The sequence below is a fragment of the Psychrobacillus sp. OK028 genome (assembly GCF_900103605.1).
GTDB lineage: Bacteria > Bacillota > Bacilli > Bacillales_A > Planococcaceae > Psychrobacillus.
On record NZ_FNHY01000001.1, the window covers coordinates 523,497 to 545,347 of the forward strand.

Below are 21,851 nucleotides of genomic sequence, written 5' to 3' on the forward strand. Positions count from 1 at the left end.
ATGACAAAAATTATTCAAAACGCTCAAATAGTTAACAATGAAGGAGAATTAGAGACGACGACAGTTTTAGTTCAGGATGGTAGAATTGCAGCAATTGGAGCTGAAATTACATCAGAAAATGCTCAACAAATAGATGGCAATGGTCTTTTACTTTCAGCAGGCTTCATCGATGTGCATGTTCATTTACGTGAACCAGGTGGAGAACAGAAGGAAACGATTGAAACTGGGACGAGAGCTGCAGCGAAAGGCGGTTATACAACCATTTGCGCAATGCCAAATACGAGACCAGTACCTGATACAGAAGAAAATTTCTCTCATGTTTTAGATTTAGTTGAAAAAAATGCACTTGTTCGTGTTTTACCATATGGTTCCATTACCATTCGACAAGCGGGTAAAGACAGAACAGATATCGAGGCTTTAAAAAACCTTGGAGCTTTTGCATTAACAGATGATGGTGTAGGTGTTCAAGCTGCTGGAACAATGCTTGAAGCAATGGAGGAAGCAGCGAAATTTAATATCCCAATTGTTGCTCACTGTGAAGATAACACGCTTATATATGGTGGTGTTATGCATAAAGGAAAACGTAGCAACGAGCTTGGGTTAAAAGGCATACCGTCTGTTTCTGAATCAGTACATATTGCGAGAGACATTTTACTCGCAGAAGCAGCGGGAGCTCATTATCATGTATGTCATGTCAGTACAAAAGAGTCAGTTCGTGTAATAAGAGATGCTAAAAAAGCCGGTATTCATGTGACAGCAGAAGTAAGTCCCCATCATCTATTGCTCTGTGAGGACGATATTCCTTCCAATGATGCAGCTTGGAAGATGAACCCTCCACTTAGAGCTACAGAAGATATGATGGCACTACGCGAGGGATTAGAAGACGGAACGCTAGATTTTATAGCAACCGATCACGCTCCCCACACTGTGGAAGAGAAGTCATCAGGGTTTGAAAAAGCTCCGTTCGGAATTGTCGGATTAGAAACAGCATTCCCACTATTATATACTCACTTTGTAAAAACTGGTCAATGGACACTTAAACAACTATTGGATTATCTAACTATCAAACCAGCAGAAGTATTTGGGTTCGAGTTCGGAAAGCTTGAAGTAGGAGCACCAGCCGATTTGGTTTTATTAGATTTAGAGAAACAACAAAAAATTGATAAAGAAGCTTTTGTATCCAAAGGAAGGAATACACCTTTTAACGGATGGGCATGCACTGGTTGGCCACAACTTACTATGTATAACGGAGAAATCGTATGGCAGGAGGAACAAGCATGAAAACAAGATACTTAATATTAGAAGATGGTACGGTATTTAAAGGAAATGCCTTTGGAAGTGATGAAGGAACAATTGGTGAAGTAATTTTTACAACCGCAATGACTGGCTATCAGGAATCCATATCTGATCCTTCTAACTGTGGGCAAATATTAACATTTACTTATCCAATGGTTGGTAATTATGGTATTAATCCAGATGATTTTGAAGCTATTAAAATAGGGCTATCCGGAGTTGTTATAAGAGAGCTTGCTGAACAACCATCGAATTTTAGAATTACTGCTACTTTAAGTGAATTTTTAAATGCGAAAAACGTTCCTGGAATTGAAGGAATTGATACAAGAAAGCTAACACGTATTATTCGAATGCATGGTTCTTTAAAAGGAAGACTTACAAATGCTGATGAAGAAGTGAACGTAGAAGAAGTAGTAAAAAAACTTCAAGCTACAGAAATCCCAAGAAATGTAGTAGAACAGGTTTCCATAACTCGATCATATCCAAGTCCAGGACGTGGTAAAAGAGTCGTACTTGTGGATTTTGGTATGAAACACGGTATTTTAAGAGAGCTAAATAAACGTGATTGCGATATTATTGTTGTCCCTTATAACACTTCTGCAGCTGATATTCTAGGTATGTACCCAGATGGCGTTATGTTATCCAATGGCCCTGGTGATCCGACTGATATTCCAGAAGCAGTTGAAATGGTAAAAGGAATTATCGGAAAAGTTCCGATTTTTGGAGTATGTCTAGGACATCAACTTATTTCACTTGCAAGTGGTGCAACATCCTTTAAGTTGAAATTTGGTCATCGTGGTGGCAATCATCCAGTAAAAGATTTAAGAACCGGAAGAACAGAGTTAACTTCTCAAAATCATGGGTATGCAATTGATGCAGATTCCATCTCACAAACAGATTTAGAAATAACACATATAGCGTTAAATGACGGCACAGTAGAAGGGGTAAGACATACTAAATTCCCGGTATTTTGTGTTCAGTTCCATCCCGAAGGATCGTCAGGACCAGAAGATTCAAAACATCTATTTGATGAGTTTATCGAATTAATGAATACTGAAAGCAAAAAGGAGAGTTCACATGCCTAAACGTAAAGATATAAAAACAATACTAGTAATAGGATCCGGTCCAATCGTTATCGGTCAAGCTGCTGAATTTGACTATGCTGGTACACAAGCATGTATTTCGCTAAGAGAAGAAGGGTATAGCGTTATTTTAGTAAACTCCAATCCTGCAACTATTATGACGGATACTGAAATTGCAGATAAGGTTTATATTGAACCCCTTACATTACCATTTGTAAGCAAAATCATTCGTAAAGAACGTCCAGATGCAATTTTACCTACACTTGGTGGACAAACTGGATTGAATATGGCAATTGAGCTAGATCGATCTGGTATTTTAGATGAGCTAGGAATCGAAATCTTGGGTACAAAACTAGAAGCAATTCACAAAGCAGAAGACCGTGATCTATTCCGTTCACTGATGAATGAATTAAATGAACCAGTTCCAGATAGCGATATTATCCATAATCTTGAAGAGGCAAAAGCATTCGTAGAGCGTATTGGTTATCCAGTTATCGTTCGTCCAGCATTTACATTGGGTGGAACGGGCGGAGGAATTTGTTACAATGATGCTGATTTAGCTGAAATTGTGACGAGTGGTTTAAAATACAGCCCTGTGACTCAATGTCTACTTGAAAAATCAATAGCAGGCTATAAAGAGATAGAGTATGAAGTAATGCGCGATTCTGCGGATAACGCAATTGTTGTATGTAATATGGAAAACTTCGATGCTGTTGGGATTCATACAGGGGATTCGATTGTAGTTGCACCAACACAAACATTATCCGATCGTGAAAACCAAATGCTTCGTAATGTCTCTCTAAAAATAATTCGTGCACTAAAAATTGAAGGTGGCTGTAACGTACAGTTAGCACTTGATCCACATAGCTTCAATTACTATATTATCGAGGTTAACCCACGTGTAAGTCGTTCTTCTGCGCTTGCTTCAAAAGCAACTGGTTATCCTATCGCTAAACTTGCAGCTAAAATCGCAGTAGGTCTCACACTGGATGAAATGATGAACCCAGTTACTCAAAAAACCTACGCTTGCTTCGAGCCTGCATTGGATTATATTGTAGCGAAAATTCCAAGATGGCCATTTGATAAATTTGAATCGGCTAAACGTAATCTTGGCACACAAATGAAAGCAACTGGGGAAGTAATGTCACTTGGACGTACATTTGAAGAAGCAATCCTTAAATCCATTCGTTCACTTGAAACAGGTCATTTCCATATCGAAATGAAAAACAGTGAGTCCATTACAGATGTATGGATGGAAAAACGAATTCGTCGTGCAGGAGATGAGAGACTTTTCTTCATAGGAGAAGCACTTCGTCGTGGAGTAACTGTAGAAACAATTCACGAGTGGAGCCAAATTGATTTATTCTTCTTAAACAAACTTCAAAATATCGTGAAGTACGAACAAGTAATCCAATCTAACCCTTTCGATCAAGAAGTATTATATAAAGCAAAACGTATGGGCTTTGCAGATAAAACGATTGCGAAATATTGGAATGTAAAAGAATTAGACGTATATAACTTTAAAAAAGATCACGGAATTGTACCTGTCTACAAAATGGTTGATACTTGCGCAGGGGAATTTGAGTCAGAAACACCTTACTTCTACGGGACGTACGAAGAGGAAAATGAATCCATTCGTACGGAAAAAGAAAGCGTGATTGTGCTAGGGTCAGGTCCGATTCGCATTGGTCAGGGGGTTGAGTTTGACTACGCAACAGTGCATTCTGTATGGGCGATTAAAGAAGCAGGCTATGAAGCTATTATTATAAATAATAACCCTGAAACAGTTTCAACAGATTTCTCTATCTCGGATAAATTATACTTTGAACCACTAACACTTGAAGATGTCATGCATATCGTTGACTTAGAGCAGCCAAAGGGTGTAGTAGTACAGTTCGGTGGACAAACAGCAATTAATTTAGCTGCTGGACTGGAAGAAAGAGGCGTTAAAATTTTAGGTACAACACTTGAAGACATTGATCGTGCAGAAAACCGCAACAAATTTGAAGCAGCTCTTCATGAAATCGATATTCCTCAGCCACTTGGAAAAACTGCCGTTTCTGTTGAAGAAGCTACAAGTATTGCTAATGAAATAGGATATCCAGTACTAGTTAGACCTTCTTACGTACTTGGAGGCCGTGCAATGCAAATTGTATATAGCGAAGATGAGATCAAACATTATATGGAGCATGCGGTGGAAGCAAGCCCTGAGAAACCTGTACTGATTGATCGATACTTAACAGGAACAGAAATTGAAGTAGATGCAATTTGTGATGGTGATAATGTATTAATACCAGGAATAATGGAACATATAGAGCGTGCAGGAGTACATTCAGGTGACTCAATTGCTGTATATCCGCCACAAAAGCTTTCACAAAACCAAATTGATACACTAGTTGATTACACAACAAGACTTGCAAAAGGTTTGAAAATTGTTGGATTGATGAACATTCAATATGTCATTTCAAAAGATGAGGTTTACGTAATTGAAGTAAATCCACGTTCTAGTCGTACAGTACCATTCTTAAGTAAAATTACTTCCATTCCAATGGCAAATATCGCAACAAAAGCGATTTTAGGCCAAACGATTATTGAACAAGGATACACACCAGGACTTGCACCAAATAGCCCAGGAGTATATGTAAAAGTACCAGTGTTCAGCTTTGCGAAACTTCGTCGTGTAGACATTACGCTTGGACCAGAGATGAAATCTACTGGGGAAGTTATGGGGAAAGACATTACACTTGAAAAAGCATTATATAAAGGTTTAGCAGCAGCAGGTATGGAAATTAAAGACCATGGTGCAGTACTAATGACCATTTCGGATAAAGACAAAGAAGAAGGCACAGAAATTGCGAAAAGATTTTATGCAATAGGATTCCAAATTATGGCTACTAAAGGAACTGCGGAAGCCATTAAAAATGCTGGTATTCCTGTAGACATTGTGGATAAGATCGGTGCAAAAGGAACTACCCTACTAGATGTAATTCAAAAAGGGGAAGCGCAATTTATCATTAACACATTAACAAAAGGAATGCAGCCGGAACGTGATGGATTCCGTATTCGTAGAGAGTCTGTAGAAAATGGTATCCCATGTTTAACTTCCTTAGATACTGCAGAAGCAATGCTACGTGTAATTGAATCGATGACATTCTCTACTGAGACTATGATACATCAGGAGGTTAAAGCATGATTAGACAAGAACAAATGCAAGTCGTAAAGCAACAAACAATTGCGACGAACATTTTTGAACTCACATTGACTGGACAGCTTGTACTTGATATGAAACAACCAGGTCAGTTTGTTCATCTTCGAGTGTCTGATCAAATGGAACCATTGTTAAGAAGACCAATAAGTATTTCATCAATAAATAAAGGAACATTAGAATTTACAATGATTTACCGAGCAGATGGAAGTGGAACTACGCTTCTTTCTAAGAAAAAACCAGGAGACCAAGTCAATGTACTTGGACCTCTTGGAAATGGTTTTCAGATTGATAAAGTAGAAGCCGGTCAAAAGGCTTTGCTAGTAGGTGGTGGAATTGGTGTGCCACCTCTATTTGAACTATCCAAAAGACTTGTAGAAAAAGGTGTACAGCCAATCCATGTGTTAGGATTTCAGTCCGAAGATGTTGTATTTTATGAAAAACAATTTCAAGAATTAGGAGAGACCCATATCGTAACGGTAGATGGAAGCTATGGTTCTACTGGATTTGTAACAAATGTATTAGAGACATTACAGGATGATTTTGAGGTTTACTATAGCTGTGGTCCAACACCGATGCTAGGTGCACTTGAAAAAATGTACTCAGAAAAAGAAGGGTATTTATCCTTTGAGCAACGTATGGGCTGTGGAATTGGTGCCTGTTTCGCGTGTGTTTGCGATACAACAGAGAAAATAGATGCTGATTATGTGAAAGTTTGTTCAGATGGTCCAGTGTTCCCGTCAGGAGTTGTTAGAGTATGAATAGATTAGTTATCGAATTACCAGGACTTTCTTTGAAAAATCCAATCATGCCTGCATCGGGCTGCTTTGGTTTCGGAAAGGAGTATGCAAAATTATATGATTTGTCACAACTTGGTGCAATTATGATTAAGGCTACGACTCCTGAAACGAGATTAGGTAATCCAACACCCCGAGTGGCAGAAACTCCTGCAGGAATGTTAAATGCAATCGGACTTCAAAACCCAGGCTTAAAAAAAGTTATGGAAAACGAACTGACTTGGCTTGAGCAATATGAAGTGCCGATTATAGCAAACGTAGCAGGCTACACAACAGAGGATTATGTCACAGTAGCAGAAGCAATTTCAAAGGCACCAAATGTGCACGCACTGGAACTAAATATTTCTTGTCCTAATGTTAAACAAGGCGGAATAACATTTGGTACCGATCCTTTTGTTGCGGAAGAATTGACGAAGGCGGTAAAAGCAGTATCTTCTGTTCCTGTGTATGTGAAGTTATCTCCGAATGTAACTGATATTGGAGCAATTGCAAAAGCAGTAGAGGCTGGTGGAGCTGACGGTATTACAATGATTAATACATTACTTGGTATGCGCTTAGACACAAAAACTGGTCGTCCGGTAATCGCAAACGTTACAGGTGGTTTATCTGGTCCAGCTATTAAACCAGTAGCACTTCGCATGGTATATGACGTAGCGCAACAAGTATCCATTCCAATTATCGGGATGGGTGGAGTTTCTACTATTGATGACGTCATTGATTTCCTATCAGCAGGTGCGAGTGCGGTTGCCATTGGAACAGCAAATTTTGTCGATCCATTTATATGTCCGAATTTAATTGAGCAGCTTCCAAAAAAATTAGATGAACTTGGATTTGACAGAGTGACGGATCTAGTTGGAAGGAGTCATCGACTATGAAAAACAGTCCAATTATTGCATTAGACTTTTCCACAGCAAGTGATGCATACCATTTTCTATCTCCATTTGAACAATCTTTATTTGTCAAAGTAGGAATGGAATTATACTTACAAGAAGGACCTGCTATCGTTTATAAATTGAAAGAAATGGGTCATGATGTATTCTTGGATTTAAAATTACATGATATTCCGAATACTGTTGGTCAAGCGATGAAAGGACTCGCTCGTTTAGGAGCAGATTTAGTAAATGTGCATGCTGCTGGTGGAGCGGCTATGATGATTGCTGCACGTGAAGGATTAGAGGCAGGGACAGCAGCAGGAAACACTAGACCTTCCATTATTGCGGTAACCCAGCTAACTTCGACGTCTGAACAACAAATGCAAAAGGAACAGCTGATTCAGACGACGATTGAAGGATCGGTTGTTCATTATGCAGAACTAGCTAAAACAGCGGCGCTAGATGGAGTTGTATGTTCTGTTTTGGAAGCGAAAAGAATTACAGACGCATGCGGTCCAGAATTTTTACGTGTTACCCCTGGTATTCGTTTAGCAGAAGGAGATGCACATGACCAGGTTCGTGTAGCGACTCCCAACAATGCACGAATCCTTGGTTCTTCTCATATTGTTGTAGGGCGAGCAATAACTAAAGCTGAAAACCCTGTAAAAGCATATGAAACTATTTTGAAAATGTGGGAGGAAAATGCATGAGTTTAGAATATAAAATTGCCAAGGCCCTTCTTGAAGTTGGTGCAGTTGAATTAAAACCTAACGACCAATTCACATGGGCTTCAGGCATTAAATCGCCAATCTATTGTGATAATCGCATAACAATGTCGTCACCTGCAGTTAGAAAAGAAATTGCACAAGGCTTAGCAGAAGCAATCGAACAAAATTTTCCATTAACAGAAGCAGTAGCTGGTACAGCTACAGCAGGTATTCCTCATGCGGCATGGGTGAGTGATGTACTGGAACTTCCAATGATGTATGTTCGGTCAAAAGCAAAAGAGCATGGTCGAGGCAATCAAATTGAAGGTAAAGTAGTCGCAGGACAAAAAGTAGTAGTAATTGAAGATTTAATTTCGACAGGAGGGAGCAGTCTAGTTGCAGTAGAAGCCCTCCGTAAAGAAGGATTAGAAGTTCTAGGTGTAGTTAGTATTTTTACTTATGGACTACCAAAAGCTGAACAAGCATTTGAAGAAGCAGGTATCCCTTTTGTTAGTTTAACAAACTATAATGCTTTAACAACTGCTGCAAAAGAAGCTGGAACAATTTCAGAAGCGGATATCCCAATGCTTTCTAAATGGCATAATGATTTAAAACAAGGATTATTAAAATAAAATATGTAAAAAGGCGCTTCCTATAAATTGGGTGAGCGCCTTTATCTAGTTATCCAAAAATGCACTTACCATCTAGACATGAGGAAAATCTGTGAATTGTATTCTAAATTGAACTAATGATTGATAAAATATGGTACTATATTAAAAATAAATACCCGTTAAGAACTGTTGGAACAATGCTTTACTTTAGAAGGCGAGAGAAAAAAAGATGAAAAAAATAACTGTTAATGACATAGTAAGAAGATTTTCATTTGAGTTGCTATCAGGTGAGGATCAATTGCATAGAGAATTGAAACATAGTAAAGTGCGTAGACCAGGATTAGAATTCATGGGAATGTTTGATTTCATTACACCCGAATATATTCATATATTAGGAAAAAACGAAATAAATTATTTATATACATTGGACGAAAAAGAGTGTAGATTGCGTATTGGGCATATCCTTTCATATGATCCACCATGCATCATTATAACTTCCAATCAAAAAGAGCCAAACGGTCTACTTCAATATTGCTTAGAAAACGGAATTCCTGTTTTGCGTACAAATGATTCTACAAGCGAAGTGAGTGCAAAACTTGATGCATTCGTTGTAAAAGCTATGGCCCCAGAAATTTCGATACATGGTGTTTGTGTAAATGTCTCCGGTATGGGAATTTTGTTGCGTGGAAAATCGGGTGTTGGTAAAAGTGAAACAGCACATACATTAATAGGACGCGGTCATAGGCTAATAGCAGATGATATCGTAGTATTAAAAAAGCTAAGTCCGCAAACACTTCTTGGAACCCATAATGAAAAGAATAAAGAATTTTTGGCTTTAAGGAGTATCGGACTTTTAAATGTAGTTCGTCTTTATGGACGCTCTGCTTTTCAAGAGGAGACACGTATCGCATTAGATATCGAATTGACTAAATGGGAAAGCAACACGTTGAATAATGAACTTGAATTAGAAACAAAATTTAAAGATTATATGGGAGTGCAAATTCCCCATATCCAAATCCAATTACAACCAGGTCGAGATGTTGCTGGCTTAATAGAAGCAGCTGCAAATAACTGGTATTTAAAACAGCAGGGGTATAGTGCTGCTGAGGAATTTGTGAAACGATTAGAGGAAGAAATGGAAGAAGGACACCAATAGAAATTATGCAAAAGTACCCACCATGTCTATATTAATGGCGGGTGTTTTTTTGTCTACGTATTGTTTTGATTATTTTTGATCTTCGGACAAAAAGTATAGACTTGGAAGCGTTTTCCAGTTTATGATTTTCTAAACGATACCTTAATCTTTTAAAATACTCGATTGGAGGAGGAATCTATTTTAGTAGAAAGGATATGTGCAACAAGGAAGTGAATATTCGAAATGGGGGATTTAAATGGAAAAGTTTAAAAAAGAATTTTCTATAGTTTTAACGATTATCCCTAAGGTATTGCAAATGTTTCTGAATTTCTGTCTAGTTCTGTTAGCGTTCATTTTATCCTTTTTGCTTATTAAAGAGTTAACTGTATTTTTAAAAATTTTGATAACTGTTGGAGCTGCTGATTATCAACAATTCCTTGCAAATATCCTTATTTTCTTTTTATATTTTGAGTTCATTACGATGATTGTTAAATATTTTAAGGAAGACTATCATTTTCCACTCAGGTATTTTTTATATGTAGGAATTACTGCAATGATTCGCCTAATTATCGTCGAGCATGATCATCCCATAGATACTTTAATTTATTCTTTGGTAATTCTTATATTAATTGTTGGCTATTTCATTATGAACATTACACCGCTTGAAAGACCAAATCGTCCTTATTTTTTTAAAAAAGTACGAAATAATACAGTGAATTAAAGTAATAAAAAAACGTGCTCATACTAATCGGAAAATTAATCGACTAGTATGCAGCACATTTTTATTATCAGTTACTTATATGCCGTCACTTTTTTGCATCCGCATATCTTACTGTTAGTGGAGAATATTAGTTGTAGATGTATTTTTTTGACCAGATTTAGAAATTGCAGCTATTGCCGATGAATCTAAATTTGAATTATTAGCTGTACCGTCTACCATAGGTTTTGTGCCTGAGTTTGCCGTGTTGTTACCTTTTGCAGAAGTAGTTTGCTTGTTCTTGCTATTCGCATTTGAAGCGGATTTCGCATTTTCATTATTTGCAGAAGCATCTTTCTTATTAGCATTTCCATTTGTTCCTGCATTGTTATTGGTTTGTCCGCTCGTTGCAGTGGGTTGTTTAGCGGCATTATTCGTCCCTGAGGCATTTTGTGAACCTGCCAAACCTGCTACATCCTTTACTATTTGACTCACTTGTGGTGCCACCGTTTGTGCGATGCTACCGATTGTTTGAGCACTGTTACCCATAGAATTTTGTCCAGCCCCGCTGCTATTTTGATTACTTCCCATACTTTGAGCCGAATTCCCGCCAGTTAGTTTTTGTGCAATATTTCCAACCATTTGCATAATGTTTCCGTTCGTTTGTCCAGTACTGCTACTTGAGGTGTTTTGTCCGGATTGAGTTCCGCTATTCATTGCCATACTGGACATTAACTGTGTACTCGGATTTGCGTTTTGACTCATCAAATTTTCCACAATTGTACTCATGGATTTCCTCGGGCAAAACTTAGTTGCTCCTTCCGCTGCTTTCATGGATCCAAGTAAAATAAGCATTTTCCCGCTTCTGCTTTTGGGTTCACGTAAAAGTTGTATGGTACCGTAAGCGGTCATTATTGAGCCTAACATGAAGCGGGCGTATGCAGTCCTAGGACTTAAATTTTCTTGGTTATGTGTCATCTGTGAGAACCTCCTAATCAATATTGTTCTTGCTGTGGTGGGAAATACTACAAAGGATGAATGGAAGACAATGGGGTAAATTGTGCAAAAGGAATTTTCCGTACAAACAACCTCATGTTCAGCCATTTCGTGTTTATAATCCCCAATCATTCGTTTTATATCCGTATTATTTTGGGTGCCAAGGGCGCTTATATGTGGGAAAAAGTCAGAAGAAATATAGCGGAATAGTCACTTTTTCATCATTTGTTCTTGAGCCATTCTGATCATTTCTTTCACCATACTGCCGCCTATCGGTCCGCCAATTTTTCCTGCTTGCTCTGAAGTGAGCTTTCCATTATACCCCTTTGTCAAGGGAATACTTAATTCCTCTGCAATTTCGTATTTTACATCATCCGGATTATTACTTTTTACATCATATCCTTGCTCTTTCATTACCCGTACCTTTAATTTGTCTAATTCTTCACGAGCAGAAGGTACTAAAGTCTTATTTTTATTGACCACTTTTTTTTCACTCCTTCCATGCATAGTCTTTCCGCAAAATGAAACATTACTCCCCTTTTTACGACAAAATCACATTCGATAATGGAGTTGTTAAAGTTATATTTTCACTAGATTGAAGCAGAATTTTATATGGAATATACTGAAACTTGCTATCTAGACTAAACCTTTATTAAATTGGTTAAACTTGTAATATTCTAGATGAAAAGCTATTTAAAGTGTTATATATCTAATTACAAGAATATATTAATTAATAATTATTTGGGGTCTAATATTATGAAAGAGGTGCTCATATGAGCTTTAAAATTGCGATGCTTGTTTGTTTTATTTTAATGTGTCTAATCTCTTGTATTACCTATTATTTAGGTAAAAAGGTATCCAAAAAGTTTATAAAATATATACCGGTGTTTTCTTTGGGTTCAGGTTTAATCTTTTTTTATATTAAACTAAACTACAGTTCTTTCGATCACATTTTCGATAAGATTGCTATTATTTTACTTCTTATTGTATTCAGTATCGCTTTGTTAGAAGCGATCATCATTGAGGTTGTAGAAAACACAAAATTATTTAAAAGAGGAATTATGGTTATACGGAAATCATTAAAATTAGTGCATGTAAAGAAAGAACAGGTCAGATGGAAGTAATTTCTTTACTCCCATCTGACCTGTAGCAAATATGCAATCCAAAGCAAACAAATCATCTCTCGCTAAGGAATTCCTATCTATTCATATGTCTAATCTTCTCTTCATCCGGAGTGACAAAAAGAGTAGTTTGTTCAAAATAAATAACAAACCCTGGTTTTGCACCATTCGGTTTCTTCACTTGTTTTACTACCGTATAATCTACAGGTACAGAGGATGATTCACGTGCCTTACTAAAATATGCAGCAAGATTCGCCGCTTCTAAAAGTGCAGTTTCCGAAGGGTTTTCTGAATGTATAACTACATGCGAACCTGGTATATCCTTCGTATGAAGCCATGTATCTGTTTTACGAGCCAATTTAAAGGTTACAAAATCATTCTGTTTATTGTTTTTGCCGACTGAAATCTCGGTTCCATCGGATGCAATATATTTTTCTGGTGTTGGTTTTACCGGTTTTTTCTTCTTTTTCGAAGAACGCATTTTAAGTAAGCCTTGCTCCATTAATTCTTCTCGGATCTCTTCAATATCTGTTGGAGAGGCTTGCATTACTTGTTGATGTAACAATTCGAAATAGGCAATATCCTCATTGGTTATTTTAAATTGCTGCTCTATTTTTAATAGTGCATTTTTGGCTTTAGTGTAACGACTATAATATTTTTGTGCATTTTGTGTAGCTGTTTTTCTACTATCTAACGGAATCACAACTGTTTTTTCATTTTCATCATAATAATTAACAAGCTCTATTTCTTTCAAACCTTTTTCAACTGCGTGGGCATTTGCCATTAATAGCTCACCAAAAAGTTGATAAGTATCCAGGTTTTCAGCTTGCTCAAAGTCTTTTTTCAGTTTTTTCATTTTTAACTTCAATTTGTTTAATTCATTTTGAAGCCATCTTTCTAAATCTCCAGCCTGTTGCTTCACACGATCGCGTTCTGCCTTCGCAAAATATACGCGGTCCAGTAAATTACCTAGGCTTTCTTCATTAAATTTGTCGCCTTCTAAATGTGTTAATGCATTTGGGGAGTAGAAGGTCTTCCCGTTTACTTCTACAATTTGCTTTGAAGAGCCACCTTGCTTAAACTCCTGCATAAATTCTTTATAGATTTCCACTCTATTATTAGAAATTTGAAATCTATATATTAATTCCTTTGCGTGTAGTGGAGAAAATCCAGAAATTTGATCTATAATTTCTTTAGGATCATTGGCTGATTGTAGAATTCCAATTAAGCTATCAGAGATTTCAAGTGGATCGAGTTTATTTTGGGAAGGTGGTGCGATATATGGCTGCCCGGGTAAAATGGTACGATAGCTATTCATGGATGGTGATAAATGTTTAATACTTTCTAAAATCAGATTTCGAGTTGGGTCGACTAAAAGTAAATTACTGTGACGTCCCATTACCTCCATATGAATTTCACGAGTAATATCATCGCCAATCTCATTTTTACTCTGTATTTGGAAAATTATAATACGATCGCTTTTGTGCTGATGTATGCCTGTAATAATCCCGCCCTCTAAATGTTTACGAAGCACCATGCAAAAAAGCGGAGGTTGTGCTGGATTATCGATTGTTTCATTTGTAATTTGTACACGTGAGTAGGATGAATGTACAGAGAACAATAGTTTGTAATTTTTACCCTGTGCTCTTATATGCATTAATATTTCTTGAGCGTTAGGTTGGTGTATTTTAGAAATACGACCTGTCACGAGTTGTTGTAATTCAGTTGTCATTGAAATTGTAAATAAACCATCAAAAGCCATAAGTAATCCTCTTTCAAAACATTATTTTGTATTTATCGACTGTTGTCTACTATACGCTTGCACTTTTCATATATATCTTATCATTTTCAACAGGAATTGTGTTATAATCAGTTAAGTATGTAATTGTTAATGTCGCAGTAGTATGACTGGATTTGAAGGAGACGTTATGCGAAGAGAAAAAGGTATATTGATCGTTTTATCAGGTCCATCTGGAGTTGGTAAAGGGACTGTGAGAAAAGAATTATTTTCAGAACCGGGTACAAACTATGAGTATTCTATATCTATGACCACTAGAAGTCCACGTGAAGGTGAAGTGGACGGGGTAGATTATTTCTTTAAACAAACAGCAGAGTTTGAACAGCTGATTGAAGAAGGTAAATTGTTAGAGTATGCATCGTATGTAGGAAATTACTATGGGACACCTATCGACTATGTGAATGCTACGTTAGATTCTGGACGAGATGTGTTTTTAGAAATTGAAGTCCAAGGAGCGGCACTTGTTCGTGAAAAAGCTCCAGAAGCTTTGTTTATTTTTCTTGCGCCTCCAAGCTTATCAGAGCTTGAACAAAGACTTATTGGTAGAGGAACGGAAACGGAAGATGTTATTAATTCAAGGATTAGAGCCGCACGACAAGAACTCGAAATGATGCATTTATATGATTATGTTGTAGAGAACGATGAAGTCCCTAAAGCATGCGCGAAGATTAATGCAATTGTAGTAGCCGAACATTGCCGGCGCGAACGTGTAGAAAAAAGATATTCAGCTATGCTGGAAGGAGAAATTTAAATGTTATATCCATCTGTAGATTCATTAAAAACCCAAATTGATTCAAAATATTCATTAGTGACGGTAGCTTCTAAACGGGCTCGACAGTTACAAGAAGAAGGCGGAGAACGTCTAACTTCATATGTGTCCTATAAAAAAGTAGGAAGAGCTTTAGAGGAAGTTGCTGCAGGTGAACTAACTATATTATCATCAAGTGATACTGTAGTTTATGATGACGAAGTATAAAAATAAACAATACGCAAGTAAATGTCTCGATAAGCTGCGGATTAAACAACAACCTCCCAAAGAATATACGTTTCTTTGGGAGGTTGTTGTTTAGAGGGGAGAATTCATGATGTTAACTTCTAAAAAAATTCTTGTATGTGTTACTGGTGGGATTGCGGTTTATAAAGCTGTTGCATTAGTAAGTAAATTGTCACAAGCAGGAGCAACTGTAAAAGTAATGATGACAAAATCAGCGATGGAATTTGTGCAACCGTTAAGCTTTCAGGCTATGTCTAGAAATGATGTATATTTTGATACATTTGATGAAAAGGACTCAAGCGTAATTGCACATATTGATTTAGCCGACTGGGCTGATCTTGTACTCGTAGCACCCGCAACGGCTAATGTAATTGGTAAGTTAGCAAATGGTATTGCGGATGATATGGTTACGACTACTTTACTTGCAACAACTGCAGAAGTGTGGATAGCACCTGCGATGAATGTACATATGTATGATAATGCTGCTGTAATTCGCAATATTGCTCAGCTTTCAAGTGACGGTTATCATTTTATCCAGCCTTCTGAAGGTTTTTTAGCATGTGGATATGTTGGAAAAGGTCGATTAGAAGAACCGGAAAAAATAGTTCAGTTAGTCGAGGCATATTTTGTGCCGAAAGAGCAACCTTTAAAAGGAAAAAAAGTTGTCGTTACTGCAGGACCAACTAGAGAGAGAATTGATCCAGTTCGATTTTTAACAAATTTTTCTAGTGGGAAGATGGGGTATGCTATGGCTGAGGCTGCAGCAACTCTAGGAGCAGAAACTATATTGATATCTGGTCCTGTCAGTTTGAGTGCACCAGCAAACGTAAAACTTGTGAATGTTGAAAGTGCACAGGAAATGCTAGATGCTGTGTTGCTTCATTTTGATACTGCTTCTATTGTTATAAAAACTGCAGCTGTTGCAGATTATAGACCAAAAGAGGTACATGCACAAAAGATGAAAAAGAAACCGGGCGATTCAGTAATCGCACTTGAAAGAACTTCTGATATTCTTATGGAACTAGGTAAACGAAAAAAAGACCAATTGTTAATAGGCTTTGCAGCAGAAACAAATGATGTGATCCATTATGCTAAAGGCAAACTGCAAAAGAAAAATGCAGATTATATTATTGCCAATGATGTGACGGAAGCAGGTTCAGGTTTTGGGACAGATACAAATGCAGTTACGTTAGTTGGTAAAAGTATGGAACAGTATTTTCCGCATCTAAGCAAGAAGGAGCTTGCACTACAATTACTGCAAACGATTATTCAATTGGAGAAAGATGATGCCAAATGATAGTAGAAGTAATCGTAGATGTAGCAGCTTATCCTATTGATCGTCCTTTCGATTATATAGTTCCTGAAGTATTAGAGACGGTGATAGAACGGGGAAGTCGTGTACATGTACCTTTTGGTAATAGAAAAGTTCAGGGATTTATAACAAATATAAAAGACCACTCTGATTTAGATGTGTCCAAACTAAAAGAAATAATTTCTATAATCGACGTAGAGCCCGTCATAACGGAGGAATTATTACAGCTTTCTAAGTGGATGACCAATAAAACTTTATGTTATGAAATAGATGCACTGCAAGTGATGCTTCCTGCTGCTCTTCGTGCTTCGTATAAAAAAGAAATTCGGCTTGTAGAGCGGGATGGAGTAGATAAAGAATCTTTAGCATTATTTGGTTCTAAAGAAACTATTTCATACGATATTTTTGAAAAAGCCGGCTTATTGAGACAGATGAAAAAGTATTTAGATCAAGGTAACTTTCAATTAGATACGGTTATTAAGCAACAGGGCAAAGTAAAAACGATAACCAAATATCGTATCGTGGAGAATAAAGAATTAGTTCTTACGAAACTAAGTGAACTTCCGAAAAATGCGGTTAAACAAAGAGAGTTAATCGAATGGCTATTAATGCAAGAGCAAGCTTCCTTTACAATGGGTGAACTGAAAGATTTTGCACAAACAAATAATCATACGGTTAATGCATTAATCGATAAAGGAATTTTAGAAAAAGCACATAAAGAAATATATAGGGAAATAAGCAGTTTAGAGTATAACGATCATGATTATAGATTTAAGTTGACAAATGAACAACAGGAAGCTTTAACAAAAATAAATAATGCTCAGGATATTAACCAACCAACTACTTTTCTTTTACACGGTATTACCGGAAGTGGGAAAACAGAGATTTATCTGAATGCTATTGAAAAATCAATCAATGAAGGCAAACAAGCGATAATGCTTGTACCTGAAATATCATTGACCCCGCAAATGACCAGAAGATTTAAATTGCGCTTTGACGATCAAGTAGCTGTAATGCATAGTGGATTATCCGTAGGTGAAAAGTTTGATGAATGGCGTAAAATTTGGCGTGGTGAGGTCAAGGTTGTTGTAGGAGCAAGATCAGCAATATTCGCACCTTTTAAAGATCTGGGTTTAATTATTTTAGACGAGGAGCATGAGTCTACTTATAAGCAAGAAGATACTCCAAGGTATCATGCGAGAGACGTAGCAATTTGGAGAAGTAACTTTCACGGGTGTCCAGTTATATTAGGAAGTGCAACCCCTTCTCTTGAATCATATGCACGAGCTTCTAAGGGTGTTTACAGTTTATTGACATTAAATATGCGTGCGAAAGAACAATCTTTGCCAGTCGTAAGTGTTGTAGATATGCGTGCGGAGTTGAAAAATGGAAACCGATCTATGTTTAGTGTTGAGCTTGCGGATGCAGTCAGAGAAAAGTTAGAGAAGAAAGAACAAATTGTTCTATTCTTAAATAAGAGAGGATTTTCATCCTTTGTACTCTGCAGAGACTGTGGAACAGTAGTTGAATGTGATAATTGTGATATTTCACTAACCTATCATCGTGAAGGGGAGCAGCTAAAGTGCCATTATTGTGGACATGAAGAGCACGTGCCGAAGCAATGTCCGGAATGTGCCAGCGAGCATATTCGCTTTTTCGGAACAGGTACGCAAAAAGTGGAAGAGGAGATCACTAAATTATTTCCTTATGCACGAGTTCTCCGAATGGACGTAGATACGACTAGAACAAAGGGTTCCCATGAACGAATTTTAAAACAATTCGGAGATGGAGAAGCAGATATTTTACTTGGAACGCAGATGATTGCAAAAGGACTAGATTTCCCAAACATTACACTTGTTGGAGTGTTAAATGCGGATACCACTTTACACTTAGCTGATTTTAGAGCAGCCGAAAAAACATTTCAGCTTATGACACAGGTTAGTGGAAGAGCTGGTAGACATGATAAAGAAGGCCAGGTGTACATTCAAACTTATACACCGGAGCATTATGCTATTGAATATTCAAAATCACAGTTATACGAGCCTTTTTATAAAAAAGAAATGCTCGTTCGAAAACAGTTCGAATATCCACCTTTCTACTATTTAACGCTTGTTCAGGTAACGCATGAAAATGTCATGTTAGCCTCGGAATATGCAAAACTAGCGACTGATTGGTTACGAGCAAATTTGTCATCAACAACAATGGTAATAGGACCAACTTCAAGTGCAATCAGTAAAATACAAAATAGATATCGTTACCAATGTTTGATAAAATACAAAAAAGAACCAATACTTGTGGAAAAACTTCAACAATTAATAAAAATATACCGAACCGAGTGGATAAAAAAAGGAGTCATCTTAACAATTGATTTGGATCCATCCACCATTTTATAAGGTGTTTGAAAAGAGGAAAAAGAAATGGCAATACGTCCAATTATTACACATCCAAATGATGTACTATTAAAGAAATGTGAAGAAGTTACTAAATTTGATAACAAGCTTGCTGAGCTCCTAGACGATATGTACGATACAATGGTCGCTTCTGATGGAATCGGAATAGCTGCACCACAGGTCGGAGAAACTATTCAAGCGGCAATCGTTGATTTAGGAGAAGGTCAGGATATTATTGAACTAATCAATCCAGAGGTAGTGGAAATTGGTGGTTCCGAAATAGAAGTAGAAGGGTGTTTAAGTTTTCCCGATGTTTATGGAGAAGTAGAGCGTCCATTTTATGTGAAAGTAGAAGCACAGGATAGATCAGGAGCTTTATATGAATTGCAAGCAGAGGATTATGAAGCAAGAGCTATTTTACATGAAATCGATCATTTACATGGTGTTTTATTTACGTCCAAGATTATTCGATATGTAGAATTGGACGAACTTGAAAACGAGGTGGAAGAAGTATGACATCTATAATCTTCATGGGGACTCCAGCATTCTCTGCGCCTATCTTAAGAATGTTAGTAGAAGAAGGCTATCAAGTAATGGCTGTCGTTACTCAGCCAGATCGTCCAGTAGGAAGAAAGAAAGTATTAACCGCACCTCCTGTAAAAGAAGAAGCAATTCAACTAGGTCTGCCAGTTATCCAGCCAAATAAATTAAGGGGTTCGGATGAGCTTGATCAAATTATCGCGTTGAAGCCAGATTTAATCATTACGGCTGCGTTCGGTCAAATACTTCCAAAGGAACTTCTCGAAGTTCCTGAGCTTGGCTGTATTAATGTACATGCATCTTTACTACCTGCTTATCGTGGCGGTGCGCCTATTCATCAAGCAATAATAGATGGTCAAAGTAAAACTGGTGTAACTATCATGTATATGGAAGAGAAATTAGACGCTGGCGATATTATATCTCAGAGCGAGATTTCTATTGCCCATACAGATGATACTGGATTGTTATTTGAAAAACTGAGTGAGGTAGGTTCACAGTTACTTAAAGAGACATTGCCTTCGATTATTGCTAAAACGAATAATCGTACTAAACAGGATGACAGTCGAGTAACTTTCGCTAAAAACATTTCACGCGAACAAGAGAGAATAGATTGGAGTAATTCAGCATTGCAATTGCACAATCAAATTCGTGGGCTTCACCCTTGGCCAGTAGCATATACAACTTTAGATGGGCAAGTCGTGAAGATTTGGAAAGCGGATACGACTACCATTCAAACAAATGAAAAACCTGGAACAGTTGTGAAAATTGAGTCAGATTATTTCGTTGTACAAACTGGACAGTCAGAAGCAATTCGCATTAATGAGTTACAGCCAGCTGGCAAAAAGAAAATGTCCGCAGAAGATTATTTGCGCGGCGTAGGTTCGAAAATGCGAATAGGAGATATGTTTGAATGACAAAAAAAAGCGAAAAGATTTGGACAGGTAATGTTCGAGATGCTGCACTAACTATATTAATGGCTGTTGAAAAGCAACAAGCATATAGTAACTTACTGTTACATCAAACGATTGAAAAATATACGATTGACCCAAAAGACCGTGCTTTACTTACTGAACTAACTTATGGCACGCTTCAATATAAAATGACGCTAGATTACTATTTGCAACCGTTTATAAAAGGGAAATTAGATGATTGGGTTAAACAATTACTACGCCTATCTCTTTATCAAATCCATTATTTATCGCGTATTCCAGATCATGCTGCTGTCAACGAAGCGGTGGAAATCGCTAAAAGAAGAGGACATAAAGGAATTGCCTCGGCAGTTAACGGAATTTTACGGTCTATTTTAAGAGAAGGTGTCCGTTCTACTGAAGAAATTAAAGATAGAGAAGAACGACTATCGGTCGAAACAAGTCACCCTCTTTGGATGGTAAAGCGTTTCATATCACAATATGGTTTTGAAACAACTGAGAAAATGCTGAAGGAAAATAATGAACCACCTGTAACGACGCTTCGAGTTAACTTATTTAAGCGTACGGTTGATCAAGTAATGCATCTAATGACTCAAGAAGGATATATTGTAGCTAAAAGCGAAATTATACCAGAGTGTATCTATTTGTTTAATGGACAGGCAGCTAAAACAACAGCATATCAGCAAGGCTTTGTAACAATTCAAGATGAAAGTTCAATGATACCTGCTTATGTACTCCAGCCAGAACCAGGAATGACTGTTCTTGATATGTGCTCGGCACCCGGTGGCAAAACAACTCATATTGCCGAAAAGATGAAAAACACAGGAAAACTTGTGGCAATGGATATTCATCAGCATAAATTAAAGCTAGTAAGAGAAAATGCAGAGCGTTTAGGCTTTAGTTTTATCAAAACAGTGGAGATGGATGGCAGAAAAGCTAGTGAAAATTATGCAGAACAATCATTTGATCGAATTCTAATTGATGCACCATGTAGTGGACTGGGCGTCATGAAACGTAAGCCGGATATTAAGTATACAAAACAGGAAAAAGATTTTGATTCCCTTAAACCAATTCAAATGAATTTACTTGAAGAAGCATATAAACTTTTAAAACCAGGTGGATTAATGGTCTATAGTACTTGCACAGTCGATTTAGAAGAAAACGAAGGAACAACTCAGCTATTTCTAAATGCACATCTTGATATGGAACTCGGAAATTTTCCAGACGTTATTAAACGTATAAAAAAACAGGAAAAAGAAGGAACACTTCAAATTTTCCCACAAGATTTACGCAGTGATGGATTTTATGTAGCTCTATTTCAAAAAAAGAAATAGAGATCACTCTTTGCCAAATTCAAAAGAGGTGAATGATA

The 21,851-nt window shown here is 37.2% G+C and carries 20 protein-coding genes; 17 read left to right on the forward strand and 3 right to left on the reverse strand.

Annotated features, from left to right (window positions below):
- From BLR36_RS02210 to psiE, 9 genes are all read left to right on the forward strand, one after another.
- Nucleotides 1-1,281 (forward strand): dihydroorotase, encoded by a 1,281-nt coding sequence (locus BLR36_RS02210; RefSeq protein WP_093059980.1) that lies wholly within the window; start codon nt 1-3, stop codon nt 1,279-1,281.
- Entirely contained in the window at nt 1,278-2,378 is a 1,101-nt protein-coding gene (locus BLR36_RS02215; RefSeq protein WP_093059982.1) for a carbamoyl phosphate synthase small subunit, read from the forward strand. Before BLR36_RS02210 ends, BLR36_RS02215 begins: the two co-directional genes overlap by 4 nt.
- Nucleotides 2,371-5,568, forward strand: a complete 3,198-nt coding sequence (gene carB, locus BLR36_RS02220; protein ID WP_093059984.1) for a carbamoyl-phosphate synthase large subunit — start codon at nt 2,371-2,373, stop codon at nt 5,566-5,568. Before BLR36_RS02215 ends, carB begins: the two co-directional genes overlap by 8 nt.
- Complete coding sequence (locus BLR36_RS02225) at nt 5,565-6,341, forward strand: dihydroorotate dehydrogenase electron transfer subunit (RefSeq protein ID WP_093059986.1); 777 nt, start codon at nt 5,565-5,567, stop codon at nt 6,339-6,341. The genes carB and BLR36_RS02225 overlap by 4 nt, the downstream gene beginning before the upstream one ends.
- Nucleotides 6,338-7,252, forward strand: coding sequence for a dihydroorotate dehydrogenase (locus BLR36_RS02230; RefSeq protein ID WP_093059988.1), 915 nt, complete (start codon nt 6,338-6,340; stop codon nt 7,250-7,252). The genes BLR36_RS02225 and BLR36_RS02230 overlap by 4 nt, the downstream gene beginning before the upstream one ends.
- Nucleotides 7,249-7,959 (forward strand): orotidine-5'-phosphate decarboxylase, encoded by a 711-nt coding sequence (gene pyrF / locus BLR36_RS02235; protein ID WP_093059990.1) that lies wholly within the window; start codon nt 7,249-7,251, stop codon nt 7,957-7,959. The genes BLR36_RS02230 and pyrF overlap by 4 nt, the downstream gene beginning before the upstream one ends.
- The gene (pyrE, locus tag BLR36_RS02240; protein WP_093059992.1) at nt 7,956-8,588 is read left to right on the forward strand and encodes an orotate phosphoribosyltransferase; all 633 of its coding nucleotides are present in this window, start codon (nt 7,956-7,958) and stop codon (nt 8,586-8,588) included. The genes pyrF and pyrE overlap by 4 nt, the downstream gene beginning before the upstream one ends.
- A gap of 208 nt (nt 8,589-8,796) precedes the next feature.
- Complete coding sequence (gene hprK / locus BLR36_RS02245; protein WP_093059994.1) at nt 8,797-9,723, forward strand: HPr(Ser) kinase/phosphatase; 927 nt, start codon at nt 8,797-8,799, stop codon at nt 9,721-9,723.
- 235 nt (nt 9,724-9,958) lie between these two features.
- Nucleotides 9,959-10,423 carry a phosphate-starvation-inducible protein PsiE gene (gene psiE / locus BLR36_RS02250; protein WP_093059996.1) on the forward strand — a complete coding sequence of 155 codons (465 nt, stop codon included), beginning with the start codon at nt 9,959-9,961 and terminating at the stop codon, nt 10,421-10,423.
- Between the two features lie 114 nt (nt 10,424-10,537).
- On the opposite strand, the gene BLR36_RS02255 is transcribed toward psiE, so the two are convergent.
- A complete protein-coding gene (locus BLR36_RS02255; RefSeq protein WP_093059998.1) occupies nt 10,538-11,377 on the reverse strand; it encodes a DUF2892 domain-containing protein in 840 nt (279 codons plus the stop codon).
- A gap of 228 nt (nt 11,378-11,605) precedes the next feature.
- Entirely contained in the window at nt 11,606-11,878 is a 273-nt protein-coding gene (locus BLR36_RS02260) for an alpha/beta-type small acid-soluble spore protein (RefSeq protein ID WP_254771308.1), read from the reverse strand.
- Nucleotides 11,879-12,168: 290 nt separating this feature from the next.
- Here BLR36_RS02260 and BLR36_RS02265 point away from each other — a divergent pair, with 290 nt between their 5' ends.
- The gene (locus BLR36_RS02265; protein WP_093060002.1) at nt 12,169-12,519 is read left to right on the forward strand and encodes a hypothetical protein; all 351 of its coding nucleotides are present in this window, start codon (nt 12,169-12,171) and stop codon (nt 12,517-12,519) included.
- A 73-nt stretch (nt 12,520-12,592) separates the two neighbouring features.
- Here BLR36_RS02265 and BLR36_RS02270 read toward each other — a convergent pair whose 3' ends face one another.
- Nucleotides 12,593-14,278, reverse strand: a complete 1,686-nt coding sequence (locus tag BLR36_RS02270; protein WP_093060004.1) for an Rqc2 family fibronectin-binding protein — start codon at nt 14,276-14,278, stop codon at nt 12,593-12,595.
- 166 nt (nt 14,279-14,444) lie between these two features.
- On the opposite strand from BLR36_RS02270, the gene gmk reads away from it, so the two are divergent.
- The 7 genes from gmk (at nt 14,445) to rsmB (ending at nt 21,813) form a co-directional block, all read left to right on the forward strand.
- Nucleotides 14,445-15,065: a guanylate kinase gene (gmk, locus tag BLR36_RS02275; RefSeq protein WP_093060006.1), complete on the forward strand. Its 621-nt coding sequence runs from the start codon at nt 14,445-14,447 to the stop codon at nt 15,063-15,065.
- Nucleotides 15,066-15,290, forward strand: a complete 225-nt coding sequence (rpoZ, locus tag BLR36_RS02280; RefSeq protein WP_093060008.1) for a DNA-directed RNA polymerase subunit omega — start codon at nt 15,066-15,068, stop codon at nt 15,288-15,290. It begins immediately after the preceding gene.
- 109 nt (nt 15,291-15,399) lie between these two features.
- A complete protein-coding gene (coaBC, locus tag BLR36_RS02285; RefSeq protein ID WP_093060274.1) occupies nt 15,400-16,605 on the forward strand; it encodes a bifunctional phosphopantothenoylcysteine decarboxylase/phosphopantothenate--cysteine ligase CoaBC in 1,206 nt (401 codons plus the stop codon).
- Nucleotides 16,602-19,013: a primosomal protein N' gene (gene priA, locus BLR36_RS02290; RefSeq protein ID WP_093060010.1), complete on the forward strand. Its 2,412-nt coding sequence runs from the start codon at nt 16,602-16,604 to the stop codon at nt 19,011-19,013. The genes coaBC and priA overlap by 4 nt, the downstream gene beginning before the upstream one ends.
- 24 nt (nt 19,014-19,037) lie before the next feature.
- Nucleotides 19,038-19,526, forward strand: coding sequence for a peptide deformylase (gene def / locus BLR36_RS02295; protein ID WP_093060012.1), 489 nt, complete (start codon nt 19,038-19,040; stop codon nt 19,524-19,526).
- Nucleotides 19,523-20,464: a methionyl-tRNA formyltransferase gene (gene fmt, locus BLR36_RS02300; RefSeq protein WP_093060014.1), complete on the forward strand. Its 942-nt coding sequence runs from the start codon at nt 19,523-19,525 to the stop codon at nt 20,462-20,464. The genes def and fmt overlap by 4 nt, the downstream gene beginning before the upstream one ends.
- Entirely contained in the window at nt 20,461-21,813 is a 1,353-nt protein-coding gene (gene rsmB, locus BLR36_RS02305; protein WP_093060016.1) for a 16S rRNA (cytosine(967)-C(5))-methyltransferase RsmB, read from the forward strand. Before fmt ends, rsmB begins: the two co-directional genes overlap by 4 nt.
- The last annotated feature ends 38 nt before the right edge of the window (nt 21,814-21,851 follow it).

What these genes read in the sequence shown, in the direction of transcription:
- BLR36_RS02215 (WP_093059982.1), top strand. Translation starts at nt 1,278, where the DNA reads ATGAAAACAAGATACTTAATATTAGAAGATGGTACGGTATTTAAAGGA.
- hprK (WP_093059994.1), top strand. Translation starts at nt 8,797, where the DNA reads ATGAAAAAAATAACTGTTAATGACATAGTAAGAAGATTTTCATTTGAG.
- def (WP_093060012.1), top strand. Translation starts at nt 19,038, where the DNA reads ATGGCAATACGTCCAATTATTACACATCCAAATGATGTACTATTAAAG.
- rsmB (WP_093060016.1), top strand. Translation starts at nt 20,461, where the DNA reads ATGACAAAAAAAAGCGAAAAGATTTGGACAGGTAATGTTCGAGATGCT.
- pyrE (WP_093059992.1), top strand. Translation starts at nt 7,956, where the DNA reads ATGAGTTTAGAATATAAAATTGCCAAGGCCCTTCTTGAAGTTGGTGCA.
- BLR36_RS02230 (WP_093059988.1), top strand. Translation starts at nt 6,338, where the DNA reads ATGAATAGATTAGTTATCGAATTACCAGGACTTTCTTTGAAAAATCCA.
- BLR36_RS02265 (WP_093060002.1), top strand. Translation starts at nt 12,169, where the DNA reads ATGAGCTTTAAAATTGCGATGCTTGTTTGTTTTATTTTAATGTGTCTA.
- coaBC (WP_093060274.1), top strand. Translation starts at nt 15,400, where the DNA reads ATGTTAACTTCTAAAAAAATTCTTGTATGTGTTACTGGTGGGATTGCG.
- BLR36_RS02270 (WP_093060004.1), bottom strand. Translation starts at nt 14,278, where the DNA reads ATGGCTTTTGATGGTTTATTTACAATTTCAATGACAACTGAATTACAA.
- rpoZ (WP_093060008.1), top strand. Translation starts at nt 15,066, where the DNA reads ATGTTATATCCATCTGTAGATTCATTAAAAACCCAAATTGATTCAAAA.
- priA (WP_093060010.1), top strand. Translation starts at nt 16,602, where the DNA reads ATGATAGTAGAAGTAATCGTAGATGTAGCAGCTTATCCTATTGATCGT.
- pyrF (WP_093059990.1), top strand. Translation starts at nt 7,249, where the DNA reads ATGAAAAACAGTCCAATTATTGCATTAGACTTTTCCACAGCAAGTGAT.
- psiE (WP_093059996.1), top strand. Translation starts at nt 9,959, where the DNA reads ATGGAAAAGTTTAAAAAAGAATTTTCTATAGTTTTAACGATTATCCCT.
- gmk (WP_093060006.1), top strand. Translation starts at nt 14,445, where the DNA reads ATGCGAAGAGAAAAAGGTATATTGATCGTTTTATCAGGTCCATCTGGA.
- BLR36_RS02225 (WP_093059986.1), top strand. Translation starts at nt 5,565, where the DNA reads ATGATTAGACAAGAACAAATGCAAGTCGTAAAGCAACAAACAATTGCG.
- carB (WP_093059984.1), top strand. Translation starts at nt 2,371, where the DNA reads ATGCCTAAACGTAAAGATATAAAAACAATACTAGTAATAGGATCCGGT.
- BLR36_RS02210 (WP_093059980.1), top strand. Translation starts at nt 1, where the DNA reads ATGACAAAAATTATTCAAAACGCTCAAATAGTTAACAATGAAGGAGAA.
- fmt (WP_093060014.1), top strand. Translation starts at nt 19,523, where the DNA reads ATGACATCTATAATCTTCATGGGGACTCCAGCATTCTCTGCGCCTATC.
- BLR36_RS02255 (WP_093059998.1), bottom strand. Translation starts at nt 11,377, where the DNA reads ATGACACATAACCAAGAAAATTTAAGTCCTAGGACTGCATACGCCCGC.